The organism is Microcoleus sp. OTE_8_concoct_300 (assembly GCF_031383065.1).
In the GTDB taxonomy this organism is placed as follows: domain Bacteria; phylum Cyanobacteriota; class Cyanobacteriia; order Cyanobacteriales; family Microcoleaceae; genus Microcoleus.
The window spans coordinates 1-17,192 of record NZ_JANMZH010000693.1 but is presented as its reverse complement, the minus strand read 5'-3'; the positions used below and the strand labels follow the sequence as shown (position 1 = coordinate 17,192).

16 protein-coding genes and 1 tRNA gene are annotated in these 17,192 nt (G+C 44.5%); 15 read left to right on the top strand and 2 right to left on the bottom strand.

Annotated elements, in window-relative coordinates:
* From ribH to ACUVJL_RS31345, 5 genes are all read left to right on the top strand, one after another.
* Window positions 1-543 (top strand): 6,7-dimethyl-8-ribityllumazine synthase (ribH, locus tag ACUVJL_RS31365; protein ID WP_445249403.1); only part of this gene is annotated, 543 nt, incomplete at its 5' end.
* Between the two features lie 63 nt (window positions 544-606).
* A tRNA-Gly gene (locus ACUVJL_RS31360) sits at window positions 607-678 on the top strand.
* A gap of 262 nt (window positions 679-940) precedes the next feature.
* Complete coding sequence (locus ACUVJL_RS31355) at window positions 941-1,345, top strand: hypothetical protein (RefSeq protein WP_172188978.1); 405 nt, start codon at window positions 941-943, stop codon at window positions 1,343-1,345.
* 4 nt (window positions 1,346-1,349) lie between these two features.
* Complete coding sequence (locus ACUVJL_RS31350) at window positions 1,350-2,615, top strand: glutamate-5-semialdehyde dehydrogenase (protein WP_445249402.1); 1,266 nt, start codon at window positions 1,350-1,352, stop codon at window positions 2,613-2,615.
* 924 nt (window positions 2,616-3,539) lie between these two features.
* A complete protein-coding gene (locus ACUVJL_RS31345) occupies window positions 3,540-4,670 on the top strand; it encodes a fatty acid desaturase family protein (protein WP_445249401.1) in 1,131 nt (376 codons plus the stop codon).
* Window positions 4,671-4,729: 59 nt separating this feature from the next.
* Here ACUVJL_RS31345 and ACUVJL_RS31340 read toward each other — a convergent pair whose 3' ends face one another.
* The gene (locus ACUVJL_RS31340; protein WP_445249400.1) at window positions 4,730-6,433 is read right to left on the bottom strand and encodes a lipoxygenase family protein; all 1,704 of its coding nucleotides are present in this window, start codon (window positions 6,431-6,433) and stop codon (window positions 4,730-4,732) included.
* Window positions 6,434-6,767: 334 nt separating this feature from the next.
* Window positions 6,768-7,901 carry an SAM-dependent methyltransferase gene (locus ACUVJL_RS31335; RefSeq protein WP_445249399.1) on the bottom strand — a complete coding sequence of 378 codons (1,134 nt, stop codon included), beginning with the start codon at window positions 7,899-7,901 and terminating at the stop codon, window positions 6,768-6,770.
* A gap of 857 nt (window positions 7,902-8,758) precedes the next feature.
* Here ACUVJL_RS31335 and ACUVJL_RS31330 point away from each other — a divergent pair.
* From ACUVJL_RS31330 to ACUVJL_RS31285, 10 genes are all read left to right on the top strand, one after another.
* A complete protein-coding gene (locus ACUVJL_RS31330) occupies window positions 8,759-8,956 on the top strand; it encodes a helix-turn-helix domain-containing protein (RefSeq protein ID WP_445249398.1) in 198 nt (65 codons plus the stop codon).
* Between the two features lie 504 nt (window positions 8,957-9,460).
* Window positions 9,461-9,709 carry a hypothetical protein gene (locus ACUVJL_RS31325; protein WP_445249397.1) on the top strand — a complete coding sequence of 83 codons (249 nt, stop codon included), beginning with the start codon at window positions 9,461-9,463 and terminating at the stop codon, window positions 9,707-9,709.
* A 17-nt stretch (window positions 9,710-9,726) separates the two neighbouring features.
* Window positions 9,727-9,984, top strand: a complete 258-nt coding sequence (locus tag ACUVJL_RS31320; protein WP_445249396.1) for a hypothetical protein — start codon at window positions 9,727-9,729, stop codon at window positions 9,982-9,984.
* A gap of 1,366 nt (window positions 9,985-11,350) precedes the next feature.
* Complete coding sequence (locus tag ACUVJL_RS31315) at window positions 11,351-11,704, top strand: RNA-guided endonuclease InsQ/TnpB family protein (protein ID WP_445249395.1); 354 nt, start codon at window positions 11,351-11,353, stop codon at window positions 11,702-11,704.
* Window positions 11,705-11,747: 43 nt separating this feature from the next.
* Window positions 11,748-11,873 carry a hypothetical protein gene (locus ACUVJL_RS31310; protein WP_445249405.1) on the top strand — a complete coding sequence of 42 codons (126 nt, stop codon included), beginning with the start codon at window positions 11,748-11,750 and terminating at the stop codon, window positions 11,871-11,873.
* On the top strand, window positions 11,858-12,148 hold the full coding sequence (locus tag ACUVJL_RS31305; RefSeq protein ID WP_445249394.1) for a zinc ribbon domain-containing protein: 291 nt from the start codon (window positions 11,858-11,860) through the stop codon (window positions 12,146-12,148). Before ACUVJL_RS31310 ends, ACUVJL_RS31305 begins: the two co-directional genes overlap by 16 nt.
* 214 nt (window positions 12,149-12,362) lie before the next feature.
* Window positions 12,363-12,947: a serine O-acetyltransferase gene (locus ACUVJL_RS31300; protein ID WP_445249393.1), complete on the top strand. Its 585-nt coding sequence runs from the start codon at window positions 12,363-12,365 to the stop codon at window positions 12,945-12,947.
* 29 nt (window positions 12,948-12,976) lie between these two features.
* Entirely contained in the window at window positions 12,977-13,972 is a 996-nt protein-coding gene (locus ACUVJL_RS31295) for a glycosyltransferase (RefSeq protein WP_445249404.1), read from the top strand.
* A 202-nt stretch (window positions 13,973-14,174) separates the two neighbouring features.
* On the top strand, window positions 14,175-15,479 hold the full coding sequence (locus tag ACUVJL_RS31290; protein ID WP_445249392.1) for a glycosyltransferase family 4 protein: 1,305 nt from the start codon (window positions 14,175-14,177) through the stop codon (window positions 15,477-15,479).
* A 1,182-nt stretch (window positions 15,480-16,661) separates the two neighbouring features.
* Window positions 16,662-16,844, top strand: coding sequence for a hypothetical protein (locus ACUVJL_RS31285; RefSeq protein WP_445249391.1), 183 nt, complete (start codon window positions 16,662-16,664; stop codon window positions 16,842-16,844).
* The last annotated feature ends 348 nt before the right edge of the window (window positions 16,845-17,192 follow it).

Sequence of the window (17,192 nt, the reverse complement as noted above, 5' to 3'; positions counted from 1 at the left end):
TTTGAGGGGACTTTTACCCAAACCGAACCGTTACGACTAGCAATAGTGATTGGACGATTCAATGACTTAATCACAACTAAGCTCTTAGAAGGCTGTCAAGACTGTTTAAAACGTCACGGTGTAGATCCCAATCCTCACGGGACTCAAGTAGATTATTTTTGGGTTCCTGGTAGCTTTGAAGTTCCTTTAGTCGCCCATCAAGTAGCTTTGACTCAGCGCTATGATGCGATTATTTGTTTAGGTGCGGTCATTAAAGGTCAAACTCCCCATTTTGACTACGTAGCTGGAGAAGTGGCTAAAGGTATTGCCGCCATTGGGTTTCAAACGGGAGTCCCGGTAATTTTTGGGATTTTGACTACTGATACTATGCAGCAAGCGATGGAAAGAGCAGGCATTAAAAGCAATAAAGGCTGGGATTATGCCATGAATGCGCTAGAAATGGCAAGTTTAATGCGTAGTATGCGCTCCAACAGCGATTATAGTCAATTGCCATCGTCCTTAAAAAGTGCCTCAGCGCAGCTAAGTGAATTGGCGGCGGAATAGTTTGGGCAAAAAGCTTGACAAACTCTGAGAAATTTGAGATAGTGAGTTTTGCACGTTAAAAGTGCGGGTATAGCTCAGTGGTAGAGCGTCACCTTGCCAAGGTGAATGTCGCGCGTTCGAATCGCGTCACCCGCTTTAGAAGCTTAAAAAAAGCTCAAGAAAACCGCTAAAGAAAACCGGAAAGTAGAGCAAGAAAGTTTTCGGTATACTTCTAAGGATGGTTGAAAATACCTAAGTTAGTGGTAAAGTGGAGTAGAAAACTTGCAAGTCAAAATTGCCACTAGGGCGCTCGCTCGGAACACGCAGTTGAAAGCCTCGATCGGGCAGAACTGACAAGTTTGATTAAGTGCATATTAACGCTTATTTTTGCAAAAACGCTTTTTTTATCCGATCGCTCGTGCCATCTCAAAAAGCTCCAAAAATTGACTTAAACGATGAGTACCCCTGTCCTTGCCGGCGGCGGGGTCGTCTCGTGCCCATAACGTTGACAGAAGCCTTTGGCTGCAACCGCTGTCAGCAAATATTTGTATTGGAGGAAAGCGGACACGTCATCGAGCAACTATCAACAAACTATCCTTACAAGCAGGCTTGGCGGTGGACAGGCCACCAGTGGAATAGAGCGCATCCGGGTTTGAAGGCGCATTACTTGCCACTGGCTTTGGGTATGATATTGGTGCCGCTAGTGATTTGGTTGCCCTTGGCGCTGCACTCGCCGGGCCCGAATATTATTCTGTGGGCGATGGTCGCCGTGCTGCTAGCAATGCTGCCGGCGCTGATGGTATGGCTGGCTTACAGGCGTTAGCTAGATGATAATAGAGGATTTTAGCCATTCATCAGATGCGGCAAATGTCGCCCGCCGGGCTTATCAAGCTTCTTTGGATCTGGCCGCGACAAAGAGTACGGATCGCGCTGCCGCTTTGCAGGCGATGGCGGGTTCGCTGAAACGTCGGCAAAATGAAATTTTAGAAGCAAATACTCTGGATCTAGAAGCGAGTCGGGACATGGCGATTCCCGACTTGATTGTCGAGTGGCTGAAGCTGACGCCGGAACGGATCAAGACAACTGTGCAAATTCTCGAACGGCTGGGGGAAATGCCAGATCCGATCGGCCGGGTGATCAATGCTTCTTATCAGGTCGATCGGTGTCAGGTTTACTGTCAGTCGCTGCCACTGGGGGCGATCGCTCTAATTTACGAGGCGTTTCCGGAGTTGGGGGCGATCGCAGCCGGTTTGTGTCTCAAAAGCGCTAACAGTTTGATTCTCAAAGGTGGGAGCGAAAGCTGGCAAACTAATGCTGTAATTGGAGAAGCTTTGGTGTCGGCGATCGATGAGGTCGGTTTGCCATCAGGATGTTTGCAGGTACTGGCGCCGGATCGGGGCGCTGCGATTCGAGAATTGGTCACTCAAGACCAATATCTCAATTTAATTATTCCCTACGGCAGGCCGAGTTTGGTGCAGCAGGTTGTAAGGTTGTGCACAGCACCCGTGTTGAGGTCGGCAATGGGCAATTGTTACCTTTATTGGTCGCCGACTGGCAGTTTGGAGATGGCAAGGTGGATGATTTTGGATAGCCATCAAAGCGTGCCAGATCCTGTTAACGCGATCGAGAAAGTGCTGATCGATCGCAACCAAAAGCCTTCTTCCTTAGTCAGGCTGTGGAACACTTTAAAAGAAAAAGGCTTTCAAATTAGCGCAGATGCAGATCTCGTCGCAGATTTCCCAGACTTGAAGCTGGCGGAACCATACGAGTGGACTCAACCTTATTTAAACAAAACCATAGCCTTTAAAGTTGTCGATAGTTTAGAGATTGCGATCGGCTGGATCAACCGCAACAGCAGCGGCCACGCTGACTGCATCGCCACTGAATCTTACTTAGAAAGTCGCCAATTTGCTCTGGATGTTAACAGCGCCTCAACTTTTATTAATGCCTCGCCTCGGTTTTGGCGTTATCAAAATCGGGGAGATGCGATATTTTTGGGAATGTCCAACCAAAAAGGTTATCGTCGAGGATTGATCGGGTTAGATACCCTGACGACAATTAAAGAAATAGTTCAAGGTAACGGACTATTTTAGTGACTTATGTCCTGCGGTTTGACTCTTGAATTGAATTTAAGTATATGGCACCTTCGTGGGAAATTGAAACCACGGCTGTATCGGTCAATTGCATGACTTACGCACAGGAAGTCAGAAACTTGGTTTTTCAACCACAATATCTGGTTAAAACCCTCAATATCTTTAAAAACCCGGTTTCTTTGTTCGGAGTGCGTAATATCATGTCCGGTCGAGGGACCGCGATTTTTGTAGGGGCTCCCCTCACCAACAATACCTGCCAATAATTGACCATCTCAAAAAACCGCCCCGACCGAGATATTATGGTTAATCGATCGGACATGATATAAGTCATACAATTGAAGAAGATGATTTAATATTAACTTGATTCTACAGGCAGATTTAAAGATCTTTTTTTGACAGTGAAAGTAAAAAGAATAGATGCAGAACCTACAGAAATATGATACATTTTAGCGTAATAAATTAAGCGGGAAATCCTGTCATACCAAGTACACAGCAATCACATAATCCTGTCATACCAAGTACACAGCAATTACATAATCCTGTCAGATCATGTCTGTCTAAATACTTGTCGGCAGCGCCGCGTTTGCAACAGCAGAGAAAAGCAGTCTCAAATCCCTGCGATTACTTCACTTCAAGGCGTTGTGTGCTCTTCGGACATATCAGAAATCGGCAGGATATGATATAAAATCCGGACTTACGCATCAAGACCTTCATAACTGGGTTTTTAAAGTTCGGTGGGCTATGACGAAGTATTTTCGTAAAAAAACTCGGTTTTTGACTACCCGTGCGTAATTCCTAAAAATATCAGGATCACAGTTGTAACTATCTTCAAAAAATATTTTTATAATCTTAAACACCCTCCAAACCGATATAATGAATACAGGGAAAATAATCTGACTGACATTAGGGTGTTATTAGAAAAGAATGAATTCAGAAAAAATGCTCATTTCTTTAGACGAGACTGTAGAGGAGGAAACGCTAACTCATCAATCGGTATATGCTAAAAAATTGCGTCCGCTTCTGCCCTCACAAGCCTTTGAACCAGATCCTAGCAAGTTAGCAATACTGTTAATCAATCTGGGAATTTTGTTGCTGGGATGGGGAATTGCCGATGAGCTCGATCGCTGGCCTGTGTATCTTTTATGGCTTTACTTACCCTTAGCCGCGATTATGGGCAATAGTATCATAGTTTTGCTATTTAGCTCCCACGACCTGATGCACGGTAGCGTCCAGAAAAAGTCTCGCCTGACTTATCCGATCGCCTTTTTAGGGCTAAGTATGCTATTGATGCCACCTACTCAGTGGAAATCTCTGCACAACCTCGTACACCACAATAACACCAATTCCTTAGCCGATCCCGATCGCAACTACCTGTACCAGCAGCCCGATACTTGGGGAAAATGGATTCAAAACCTATTTGTACCCTCGGTGGAAGTCAATCCGCTGTGGTTAATTGTAGGAATGGCGGGCTCGTGGGCAGTACATAATTTTCGCAACGTGTCCTCGGTACTGTTATTTAATGATAAATCCGTTGATTATGTACCGGCTGCCTTTACAGTTAGTCCTAAAGATAGATTGAAGATCGCCCTGGAATGTCTGGGAATCTTAGGAATTCATCTGGGCGTCTTATTCTACCTAGAATTTAACCCGATAAAAATTGCTCTTGCCTACATTTTGCCGATCGCAATTGGTCATGCAGGAGCAATGTTTTACATCTATACCAACCACATGGGTTGCCGGATGACTAGCATTAATGACCCGCTGATCAATAGTGCTTCGCTGCGGGTTCCTAAAATAATTGACCTGCTGCACTTTAATTTTTCTCACCACACAGAGCATCATATTTTCCCCAGCATCAACTCAAACTATTACCCAATGGTGCAAGAGTTGTTGCAAATTCACTATCCCAATCAGATGAATTTAATCGATGCTGGCCAAGCTTGGCGGTTACTGATGGAAACCCCACGACATTATCAAGATCAAGTCACCTTCACTGATTCCTCTGGTACAATGACCGTGAATTGCTCGATTGTGGAAGAATTCAAAAACGGCTAATAGAGAGTAAGGTGCGCACTGCGCACCCTACGTTCAGATATTGTCCTGAATTTTTAATTCTAGATACTGATGCTATTGAGCACCAACGAAGGCTTGAGAGAAAAGTAAGGGATTACTCGTTTTTGATTGTTGGCATCAATGTTTTGTTCTGCTATATTCAAATTTTGCTGGAACTCTCTAGCTAAAAGTTCGATCGGCGTTCCCCCAAAAACTTCCTTGAAGCTCATCCCGTAGAGTTCTCGGAAAGATTTATCGTAAAAACCCAAACGGTCATATCGATAAGCTGACAAAACAAACATAATTTTCAGTTGTTCAGCCGCTCGCTTGTACGGAGGAAGCAATCGTAAAATGTCCTTTTCCGTAATCACTTCTAGATTACCCGAAGCAGTAATTCTAGGAATGTCCCGGTAGGCTGCCAAGGGCATATTGGCGGCAAAACTCATGTAGTCATACTGGGGAAAATTGACTGCTGAATGCTGCGGACCGCAGGTGAAAATTATAGTTGTGACAATGGCAATTAATTGTTCAACTGTGTTGATTTTGCTTGGCATTCCTTTGACTTTACCGCCCTTAGCCGAAGCTAATTCTTTGGCCCAGGTTTGCAATTCCACATCTTGGGCGATCGCCCCCGGAGTCGGGTAAAAGAATTTGAGATAGCCAGATACAAAGGTTTGAATCGCATTCCACAGCAGCAATCCATCATCTCGGTAAGGGTAGTGAGGAAGTTGATTTGGGTCATCCATTCCCCGATTTTTCAGTTCAGTGGGCAAGGCAAATTGATCGAGACTCCACGTACTGCAGGCCTCTCTACTTATTTCTATTGTCTCTGGCAAGGTGCCGCCTAGCAATTCATCGACGGGCCCGTTGTCCGCGATCAAATAAGAACGCGCCAGCTTGTTGTTGGTCAACATAAAGCGAAAGTGCGGTTTCAGCAGTAGGCTCAGCGGGTGATTTTTAGCCAACTGTCGGGCGGTGACGATCGCGATTGGTTCCATCACCAGATGAGTTCGACCTAAATGCGAGCTCATTTCGTGGTGATTGGCATCTGCTACTTGCACGCAGAGTTTCGCAAACAGCCAATCGACAGGAGGATCGGATGGGGTGTACAGATGGCTATTTGGGTTGGGATCTAGTTGAATGGCAATCGGTGTCATTGCACCGCGATCGCTAATTCCCCTCCACCGCCAAGCGAAAAAAGCCCGCGGTTTTGGCAAGTATTTTCTGCCTTTTTCATAGCTTCCGCCTCCTATTTTTGAAGGCGCGCGATAGTGTTGGTCAGTACCCGTGTAATCGGCAACGTAAATGTTTTTTTGCTGCAACTCTTGATGCAGATCGAATAACGGGTGCAAACCGGAAATTTGTGCCAGTGTTTGTGCCCGAGGATCGCTAGCATCTAACAGGCGAAGCACCATCGGATTTGCTCCTGACAGGCGCTGTTCTGCAAAAGAGCGATCGGTTTGGAAGATTTTGGCAACAGCAGGTAGCGGCAGCAGAGTAAAGAAGTCTTCATAATCTTGGAGCTCGTCGAGAGGATCGAGAAAAGTTCTCGAATCGGTCGCCAGCATATTTCCTGGAAGTTCCGATGTTGCTAGTATCCGCTCTCCAATATACTTGCTCGAAAAGTTCTCGACTGGTGGCACATCTTTCAATAATGCCAAAGGTGATAAACTCTCAAAGTCAAACTGATAAGCTTGTTGCTGGCGATTCAAGGAATCGCGGCGCTGTTCTTGGTTCGGATCGTCTTGAGGAAGAGAAGGTTTCATTTTGTCTACCATTGTATAAATCAACCCTTTTTTTGTAGTAAAAGCTCGGAGATAGTCACTAGCGATCGACGATGGAATTTAAAAACTATTGTGCGCCTAGAATCAGGCTTGATATAGATATTCTTCGCCGATCGATCGTCCTATTCCGGATTTTTTTGAACTCAGAAAAATTCCTCAAAAGAAGGCAACACTTGTCTATAGCCCTAAATTGACATAGAACGGTTTCATTCTCCGGATAAGTAGCTTGCACATGAGAACCTCGACTTATTTGAGAAGTCGAGGTTCGGGGTGTTCGGTTTTTTGAGCTTTGTGAGCTTGGCCTACTGATTAGCGGTTAGGCACGAACCATTAAATATTGGCCGTTGCCGTTATATTCACCATCGCAACTCGCGAAATTAGCCACAAACCACATCAAGTAAAACCGCCAGATACGGCGAAATTTGGCATAGTCGATGCCGTAGTCTAAATCTTTGACTATTGCCTGAGAATCATCAAAGTTTTTCAGCCAGTTAGCAAAGGTTGTGGAGTAATTGTATCCGTTGAGATACCAGTTTTTTATGGTTTTGAGGTCTTTGTTGTGGCTGGGAACGGCATCGTATTTCCAGTAACGGCCGTGAGGGAAAATGTATTTGTGGGTGAAAACGCTGGATATATTGTTGGGAGTGCGAACTGTGATGATGTGAATGAAAACTTTGCCGTTATCCTTCAGGAAAGAGGCAAGCTTTTGGAAAGCTTGCGTTAAATTACCTACATGACAAAAAACACCTATGGAGAGAATTTTGTCAAATTTTGTGTCAAATTGGGCGTCGTTCAAATCGCCTTCATATAGGGTAAATCGACCGGAACTGAGGTAGCTTTCGGGGTCTTGCATCTTCTGACGCATATACTCGCATTGGTGGTGGCTCAAGTTAATCCCCGTAAAGGTGACATTGGGGAATTTGGCAAGAATGTAATTGGGGACGCAACCCCAACCGCAGCCAAAGTCTAAAATTCGATCGCCATCCTGAATGTCTAGCTTCTCAATCACATCATCAATCATCTGCATTTGCGATTGTTCAAGGTTAGCCGCTCCTTTTTCCCACAACCCCATGCTGTATTTAGGATAAATGAGTTTGCCGTCGCCTAACATCCGATTCAGCATTGCTTGAGGCAAGTCGTACTGAATTTTCATTAAATCCCGGGGCCCTTCGGCGGTACGATCTGTTTCTGTCAGTACCCATTCGTAAGGGGCAAGCAGGGACGGACAATGCTTAAAAAATACCGGCATACAGGTATCAAAAAGCGATCGCAATACTGAATCTGGGACTTCTAAGCCGTTGATGTAAGACTCTGCTACTGCCATTTGCAGCGTGTTAACTGCACTGACTGCGAGGCGGGTTGCTCCGTAGGCGATCGGACTTTTGGTATGCACATCTCCCACGATGGGAATGTGCTTTTCGATGCTTTGTAGGACGGTTGATGAACTCATGTTTATACTGATTTTAAAGATGCTGCTATTCTATCTCACTAAAATTGGCTCGTTGTTAGAGAGCCAAAAAGCTGAAACTATTCCCAAGTAAGGTTTGCACCGCAAAACTCCGCAAAATCATAAAAATATATGGCGGTTGAAGGGGATTGCATAACGGATTTATAAGGCTTTGAGCGATCTTAATTTTATTAAGAATTGTGTCAGTCGATTTGCGATTTGAGATTTGAGATTGACTCCACAGCCTTGACTGACGGCTTGAATGGGGGTGTTTTCACGGCGATAGCGATTTTACTGCTGAATCATACCATTTTAGATTTTAGATTTGAGATTTTAGAATTGGGAATGAATGATGAGCTAAGAGTTGGGATCTTGCCTAGAATTGCATTCTTTTTTTAAACTGGTGTCAGTTTGGCGGTTGAGCTGACGAAACCAGAAGCAAATGCCGCGACTTATAGTTAACTAACAGCCAATTCGTCCAAGGCGTGTATTTAGAGAGGAGTCAATCGATTTTAGATTTTAGATTTTAGATTTTAGATTAAAGAATTGAAGAAAGCGACCCCACTGATAAATCCGGGGGTTCGTGATGAGGATTCGGAGCTTTTTTCTCGCTCCACGAATGAATCCGGGGGCTTGTACCCTGGCTGCTTTCCGTCAAAGGAGGCCTTCTTCCCCTCCGTACCCCGAATCCACGCCTCTTGATCAAAGGCGTGGCTGTCCTCTTTGTTAGGAAGCTGCCCAATTATATTTCGGGAGCATCCTGATTTTCAATGTACTTTCTTGCACGTTGCAACAGTAATACAATCATAACAATGTGACGAAATATAGTATATGGTAACTAGGTCGAAAAAAGGCAGTTTATGCAACTCACCTACAAGTACAGGCTAAAAACCACTAAACATCAAAAGGTAACGATAGCCACTCACCTCGAACTTTGCCGTCGGCAATACAACTACGGATTAGGGGAGAGATTCAAATGGTGGGAATCCACCAGAACACCCATCAATGCCTTCCCTTTATATGCCATCCTCAAGCCGACAGAAGCTGATCATGCCTGATCAGCTAAGATCAGCAATCAGGTTATTAAGCAGGTTATTCACGATTGGTCGGCATGGAAAGAGGCAACACTTGCATACCTTGAGGACAGCAGCCAGTTCCAAAGGGCACCTCAAATTCCTAAATACAAGCATAAAACTTGTGACCGCAATCTCTTGGTGTAGGACACTCAATCTAATTGCCAGAGAGGGAAAAACAAGAATAATGGATTGTTGCACAAGTCTCAAACTAACATAATTGTTCGGACAAGAGCTTTGGATGTCGTAGAGGTGCCAATAGTACCCAGAGTGGCATCTTATGTTATTGAAGTGGTCTATGAAAAGCCTGTTACGAGAAACTGCCACATCTATGACTACTTTGATGCAGCTTTTGGGAGGCTGTCCACCCAAGTTACTAGCTTTTTATCAACGAGCGAATCATTGATGGTAACTGTTTAGCTGCAACAGATTATCGTCTAGAAACCATGAAACCCTATGCAGCGAAAGCTTTACCTGGAAAGTATGCCGGTGGTCCTAGATCCCGAATTACGCATGGCTATTGATGTGTTTCCCTGTGAAGATGGTCATGCTCATGAACGTTCTTTATTTGAGTCGGTGTTGCACACTATCAAAGCTGGTGAATTATGGATTGCCGATCGCCCTATGTGTACCCAAGGGTTTCTCTTTGGTATATCTACAGCTTCTTCTGACTTTTTGAGCCGAGAACATAAAACTCTGCCACAGCGAGCAATCAGTGAATTGCAATTCCTTGCGTGATGTAGAAACTGGCTCTGTTGAGTGAACAAACAGTTGCTCTCACTTATGGGGGTAACGGTTTGAAAGTACGACGGTTGGTAGTCCGGTTGAAAACAGCTACTCGTGATGGTAAGGGAGAAATTGCCTTACTCACAAGTCTACCTCAAACTATTGCCAGTGCTGAATATGTAGCTGAGTTGTATCGGGAACCTTGGAGTGTTGAGACTTTGTTTCAAACCGTAACTAAGAACTTTTTGGGCGAAATTATTTTCTTGAATTATCCCAAAGCTAAATAATTTTATTTTTGCCTCCAAGAAGGTTTATTACAATATTTTAGCGGTTGTCCGAAGGGCTTTGGGCAGTGTACACGGTGTCGGTAAAAGTGAGTCACATCTATTGGGATTCTACGAAACTTGATAAATTTTAACTCAATTGGCGTAAGTCCCACGCTGTAATTGTACTCAATTGGGCGTTGGGATATAAGCCAAGCAAGGTATATGAAAAAGAGCGACAATTTACTGTTTCTCTAGCAAAAAAACCTGTAATATATAAGTGGTTGCGACCCACCCACTCGACTGAAAACAACAGGTTACAGTAGCAGTAGTATGCTTACCAAGGATAACTGCCAGAGAAAGGGGGAAAAAACAGACCGCTGGGAAAGCAAGGTAACGCCCTACCGTAAAATATAAACCATGTTTCTTGTACGAAAACAGTTTTTGGTCTTGGGAAACAGGACGAATGCCTGGGTTCCCGAAGAAGGGATAAAGGCTGCAAAGCTTTCTTATGCAGTGTCAGACTCGGATCGTCTTCAGTGACGAATCTCAGTAATGAGATACCCAACGCCCGCAACGGCAGATGATACACGAAGCCTACACGCTCACCGAAGGTCAGTGCTAGGTATTTCACGGAACTTATAGGGGAATGACGAGCGCCTGTGACCCTGAGATTGGGCAGCATTTTCAGGCTTGGTGACTGTCTCAATTAGACGATTTTCTGTTGGACGCAGGCTGCACGAGTGAATTTGAAGTCTTTCCTCAAGTAGCCACGTTCGCCTAAGAAGAAAAAACCACCGGGGAATTGTAGACTCGCGCCACCGTCATCTTTCTACAGCCAGACTTCCCTCGACCTGGCTCGGCATTCACGCCATACAGACCTGGCCATGCACACCGCACCTTACCGAAAAATTGGGTTTAAAGCCCCGTCCTTCTAGGACGGCTTTCTCTTTAAATACTATCGCTTAAGAAGCGATGCAACGTTTTTTAAGCTATAGTAAAAAGAGGAGGTGATGCAAGTGTTTAGTCTTACATACGAATACAAACTAAAACCCACAGAGCGCGCAAGTTGCCCGATTTGAAGACTGGCTCGAACAATATTGGCGCGTCTACAACTATGCATTAGCCGAGCGCAAAGATTGGTTTAAATCTCCTAGCTGTCAGATAAATGCTTGTTCTCTCCAGTCCGAATACATTATTCCAGCAGAAACCAAACGCCCTACTTATGCGAGTCAATGCAAGACATTAACAGCCTATAGGAAAACTTCTGGCAACCCGATCGCGAGTGCAATCTCAAGTTCTACAACAGACGCTTCGTCGGTTAGAACAAGCATTCGTCAGCATCTGGGAGCAAGGACATGGTTTCCCTCGATTCAAGAAGTGTAGAACCATGGGCTCTTTCGTTTTTCCTCAAGTTGGGATAGATGCCGTAAGAGATGGCGCTATCAAGCTACCTGTAATTGGCTGGCTCAAGTTGGGCCAATCGCGTTCTATTCCTGATGGCACCAAGCTAAAACAGGTTCGGATAGTCAGACGTGCTAGCGGATGGTTTGCCATGTTGACATTGCAGTGGGATGTATCCGTTCCAGATGTCATGCCAGATGGCGAAGCACTTGGAGTAGACGTTGGAATCAGTCACTTGGCTGCGGTTTCTAACGGTAAGTTGTTCCCCAATCCCAGACCTTTCAAGAAGCTCGAACGCAAGCTTAGATTACTGCAACAGAGAGTACCTTTGAAAAGTTAAGGGGTCGAATAACCGCAAGAAAGCGCAAGTTAAAGTCAGCCAACTGCACGAAGGAATTGCAAATACTCGGAAAAACTACTACTGGCTCGTAGCTCACAATCTCTGCGATTGGGCGGGGATGATATTTGTGGAAGATTTGAAACTCCAGGTAAGGTGCGAGGCTTCTTAGGGAAGCACTGCTTAGACGCTGGATGGGGACAATTTTTTCAAGTATTAGAGCAGTGCTGTGGCAAACGCGGAGTGTTCTTTCTTAAGGTTGACAGCAAGAAAACCAGTCACATATGTCCTAAGTGCTTAGTCGAGACGGGCAAGAAGCAGCTCTCCGAGCGTATTCATTCGTGCCAACATGGCGACTATACGATGGATAGAGACGTTGCAGCCGCTCAAGTAGTTCTCATTCGAGGACTTGCAGCCGTGGGACACACCGCCTGTGATGCTTTCTGAGGGTAAAGCGATTGCGCTCCCGGCGATGAAAGAATCCCCGTCCTTATAGGGCGGGGAGTGTCAAAGAAGATGTAATTGGCACACTTGATTTCAAGCAAGAAGCAGGAGCTTTTGCTGGGACTCGCACCCAAATCGATATAAATTCTCTGCGAATGGCACTAGAATATTTGGGTGAAGAGAAAATCAAATAAGTAAAAAAATAGGGTAATAAATTATGGTAGCGCAGCCGCCAATCACAGAAACTGCCAATCAAATAGAAACCCCAAAATTGGGACTGTGGCAACAAATCAAAGAAGACTGGAACGCTCACGGACGCGACTGGACAAAACCGGGATTTCGGGCCGTAGCAGTTCAAAGGTTCGGCGTCTGGAGGATGCAGATAGAACCAAAACTGCTGCGGGCTCCGTTGAGCATTCTGTACAGAGCGCTCTACCGAAAAGTCCGCAACACCTACGGCATAGATTTGCCGTACAGCGTGAAGCTCGGCCGCCGGGTGGTGATTGAACATCAGAGCGCTATTATCATCCACGGAAACTGTACGATCGGCGACGACTGCATTATCCGCCAAGGCGTAACCCTGGGAAACCGCTATTTGGACAAACCGCTAGAATCTCCTCAATTGGGCGATCGGGTTAACGTCGGCGCTGGTGCAAAAATCCTCGGAAAAGTCTACCTGGGAGACGACGTAAATATCGGAGCAAACGCCGTAGTTTTATCAGACATTCCAGCAGGTCAAACTGCCGTTGGCATTCCGGCGAAGATGATGGCAGCCAAAAAAAATCAAGACAAGAATACTTAAATTATTAGATAGTAGTGATTATGTATCAATTGCACAAAGTTGGATTAGTCGCGATCGGGCGGAATGAGGGCGTGAGGCTCGGAGCGTGCTTGCGGTCAGCGATCGGCAAAGTAGGTCTCGTGGTTTATGTCGATTCCGGCTCAACAGACGGCAGCTTAGAATTAGCTCGCTCGATCGGAGCCGATACAGTAGAACTCGACCTATCTAAACCTTTTACCGCAGCCCGCGGCAGAAATGAAGGCTTTGCCCGCTTGCTGCAATTAGCTCCCGACATCGAATTTGTTCAATTTGTAGACGGCGACTGCGAAATAGTTGACGGCTGGCTCCAGAGAGCCCAGCAAGAACTCGCAGCCAAACCCGAATTAGCTGTAGTGTGCGGACGCCGCCGCGAGCGGTACCCCGAAGCCACAGCATACAACCGACTGTGCGACATCGAGTGGGACACGCCTGTCGGCGAAGCCAAAGCCTGCGGCGGCGACTCCATGATGCGGGTCTCGGCATTCGAGCAAGTCGGTGGCTTCAACCCCGCACTGATAGCCGGCGAAGAACCGGAACTCTGCGTGCGGCTGCGTCAAAAAGGCTGGAAAATCGAGCGCTTAGATGCAGAAATGACCCTGCACGACGCCCACATGACAGGTTTTGAGCAGTGGTCGAAGCGCTCTCAAAGAGCAGGTTACGCCTACGCCGAGGGTTTCTGGCTGCACGGGAACACCCCCGAACGCCACTGGAGGAAAGAAACCCTCAGCATCTGGTTCTGGGGATTGGTTTTGCCAGTGCTAGCATTGGGTACAGCCTGGTTCACCCACGGGTGGAGCCTGTGGTTGCTCGCCGGCTACCCGCTAACTACTTACCGAATTTACCGCCGGATGCAGCAGCAGCGGAATTTGCCAGCCAAGGATGCTGCGCTTTATGCTATATTTTGCGTGGTGGCGAGTTTTACTCAATTGCAGGGTCAGATTCTATTTCACCAACGCCGATTGCTGGGACAGGCCAGCAATTTGATTGAATACAAGACAGCTAACTAGATTAAGATAATTAATTAGAATCGCTGAATCTTGGACGCACAAACACTATCTGTAGGATGCAATGCGCACCTCACCCCTACAGATAGTGTGAAAATTATTGATCGCGCAGCCTAAGTCATATCGGTCTTAAATGCAGCGTGTTTGCTGTTTTTGAGAATGTAGGAACGACTAAAATTAACTTACATCCAAAAGTAAGAAACCAATGAACAAAAAAAAATTAAAAGTTTTGCTAATTATAGAGCAGTGCAATCCCGAAATGGCATCTGTACCTTTGGAGGGATACAAATATTTTCAAGCAATTAACAAACTTGTAGATGCCACGCTAGTTACTCACGATAGGAATAAAACACCTCTGGAAAAACTCAACCAGTATAATAATATTTTTTATATAGAAGAGAGTGAGTTCACAAAAAAATATTTCCCTATGATAGTAGAACGCCTGACCATACAAAATCGGACTAACTGGCCTTTAGCTAATGCTCTCGCCTACCCTATATATGCAGAATTCGATCGCCAAGTTTATCAGCAATTCCAAGAGCCAATCCTGAGAGGAGATTACGATTTAGTTCACGCTCTTACTCCGATGATACCTAGATATCCTGTCAAGGCAGTCAAGGCGTGCAGGCAAACTCCTTTTCTTTTGGGACCTGTGAATGGAGGTGTTCCTTTTCCCCCGGGCTTTCAAGAAGTAGCCAGACAGGAATTTAGTTACTTAAACTTTTTGAGATCTGTGGGTCGAGCGTTAGTACCGGGGTATGTAGAAACTTACAAGAAAGCCGACAAAATATTGGCAGGTTCAACATATACTCTAAATTTGGTAAAAGAATTGTTTTCTATCTCAGATCAAAAAATAGAACTGTTTTACGAAAATGGGATTTCCCAGGATTTTTTAATGTCTGCTAAACGAGCAAAAAAAGAAGGTGACAAGATAAATTTACTTTTTGTGGGAAGATTAGTTCCGTACAAATGCCCCGATATTCTCCTAGAGTCTATTGGGAAATTAGACCCTGCTATTCAAAGTAAAATACACTTAACAATAGTAGGAGACGGCTCAGAAAAAAACAGCTTGGAAAACAGAGTCAAGGAGCTTAATTTAGGCGAACTAGTCAGCTTTGCAGGATGGGTAAATCAACAAGAAACTCTAGATTATTACAGGAAAGCAGATATTTTTTGTTTCCCTTCAGTCCGAGAGTTTGGCGGAGCAGTGGTAATCGAAGCTATGGCTTGCGGACTGCCCTGTATTGTGGCAAATAACGGCGGTATTGGGGAATATGTCACTGAAGAAACAGGTTTTAAAATCGAGCCAAATTCTAGAGAGTATCTCACCCAGGAGTTAACAAAAAAAATAAAAATTCTGGTAGAAGATGATAAACTGCGGGAAAGTATGTCAGCCAAGTGTATCGAAAGAGCCAAAGAGTTTGAATGGGATAACAAGGCCATAAAAATAGTCGAAATTTACGAAAAAATGCTCGCTCAGAAAGCCCGGGTGCTGACAAAGAACAAATAAACCTCCTCTCGCTCGAAAAATACTATGCCAGTGCAGATCGAGCGAACTTAGTATAAATTTTTGTAAAGCTCGTACTGAGATGTAAACTTATAGCTAAAAACTAAATCTACTCGTCTTAGTCAGACATATTTCAGGGGGCAACTATTGCCCCCAAACCATTACAGGCTAATGTTTTCGCGCTTCAGACTTACCTAAAAAATCTCGGCTTATTGACAATAACATCTCAATATATAGCCTTTCTCCGTAACATGAGGTACCCGACGTGCATAGGGCATAGGGCATAGGGCCTAGGGGATACCTCACCACGCTTGAGAACCGCTCTACTAAAAGTGCTCAATTGTGATACAAAGGATAGGTCTCGTTAATACCATAAGACCCAGATTAATAATATCTTACGCTCATTCTATCACACTATCCTTGAAAAATATCTCCACCCAAAACAGTGACTTACCCTAAATATGCTCGCGCGTGTTGTTACAATCTCACAAAAAAGTCAGAATAGAACGATTAGCCGCAACTCTGCCATTTACCATTTTACTTGCAGAGTCGCCACCGTCACATACAACGGTTTTTATCTATTAAAGCGCTTAGCATAGTTGTGAGGCAGGTTCCCCATCATTAGAGAGGTGAGAGCTCGTCAAATCAAAGCGGGAACTGAATTAATCATTGCATTGGATAGAACATAGTGGAAGGAGTATAGCCTTTCTCAGTAACATGAGGTGCTCTCGCGGCCTCCGTGGGCATAGGCCTCCGTGGGCATAGGCCTCCGTGGGCATAGGCCTCCGTGGGCATACCTCACTTTTTTGAGAACCGCTATATAATGTCTTAATGGTAAGTGCAATTTATCTAAAAACGGCTTTTCCCATATTCTGGACACTGTTAGATAAACAAGGGGCTTCTAATTTAGCCGAACAGCAACAGGTACTACGTCCGGTAATTACGCTATAAAAAAAATATAAATTAGTAATAATTGGCGACGCTTGAATTTCATAGTATAGAGTTAGCACATGGGTTACACCGTCCACATATCAGCTTTGTACTCAGTCAAAAAGGTAATACGACTTTTAGAGAAAAAGACAGCCATTCCAAGCACTAAATAGCATTCCTGTTCAACCAGCTTTTTATCTATTATATCCTCAAATTAATTTAACTCTAAATAAAGGTTTCTTTCACTTTAACTTAGTGGCTTATTGGAAAATAAAATATAAAGGTAAGCAAGAAGATGAACCTTGGTATCGACTAACTAATCTTCCAGATTTGAAAAGTGCGATCCAGATTTACGGTCAAGGTTATGGAATAGAAGCGATGTTTAAAAACTGCAAAACAGGAGGATATAACAAAAGAAGATTCTCCAGCATCACCTGATAAATTGATTGCTTTAATTTTTAATAGCTTTAGCTATAACTTCGGCATGGTTCCAAGCACAAATAACTCAGCTTCAGGGGAAATAAAAATATGTTTTTTTTCCTCAATATACAGGTAAAACTAGAAGAAGACATAGCAACTTTTAGACAGGTTTATATGGAGAAAATTGGCTAATTGCCTTTGACTCCTGTCAGGAGTGGGTAGAGTGTAAGTAGTCAGACAGAATTAATTACACAAATACATAGTATAATGATATTCCAGGCAAAATTATGAGTTAATTACAGTTTCATATGATGTTTATCAGAGAAATAAATCCTCTTTCGTCTAAATTGCTCGACTCGAATTCAT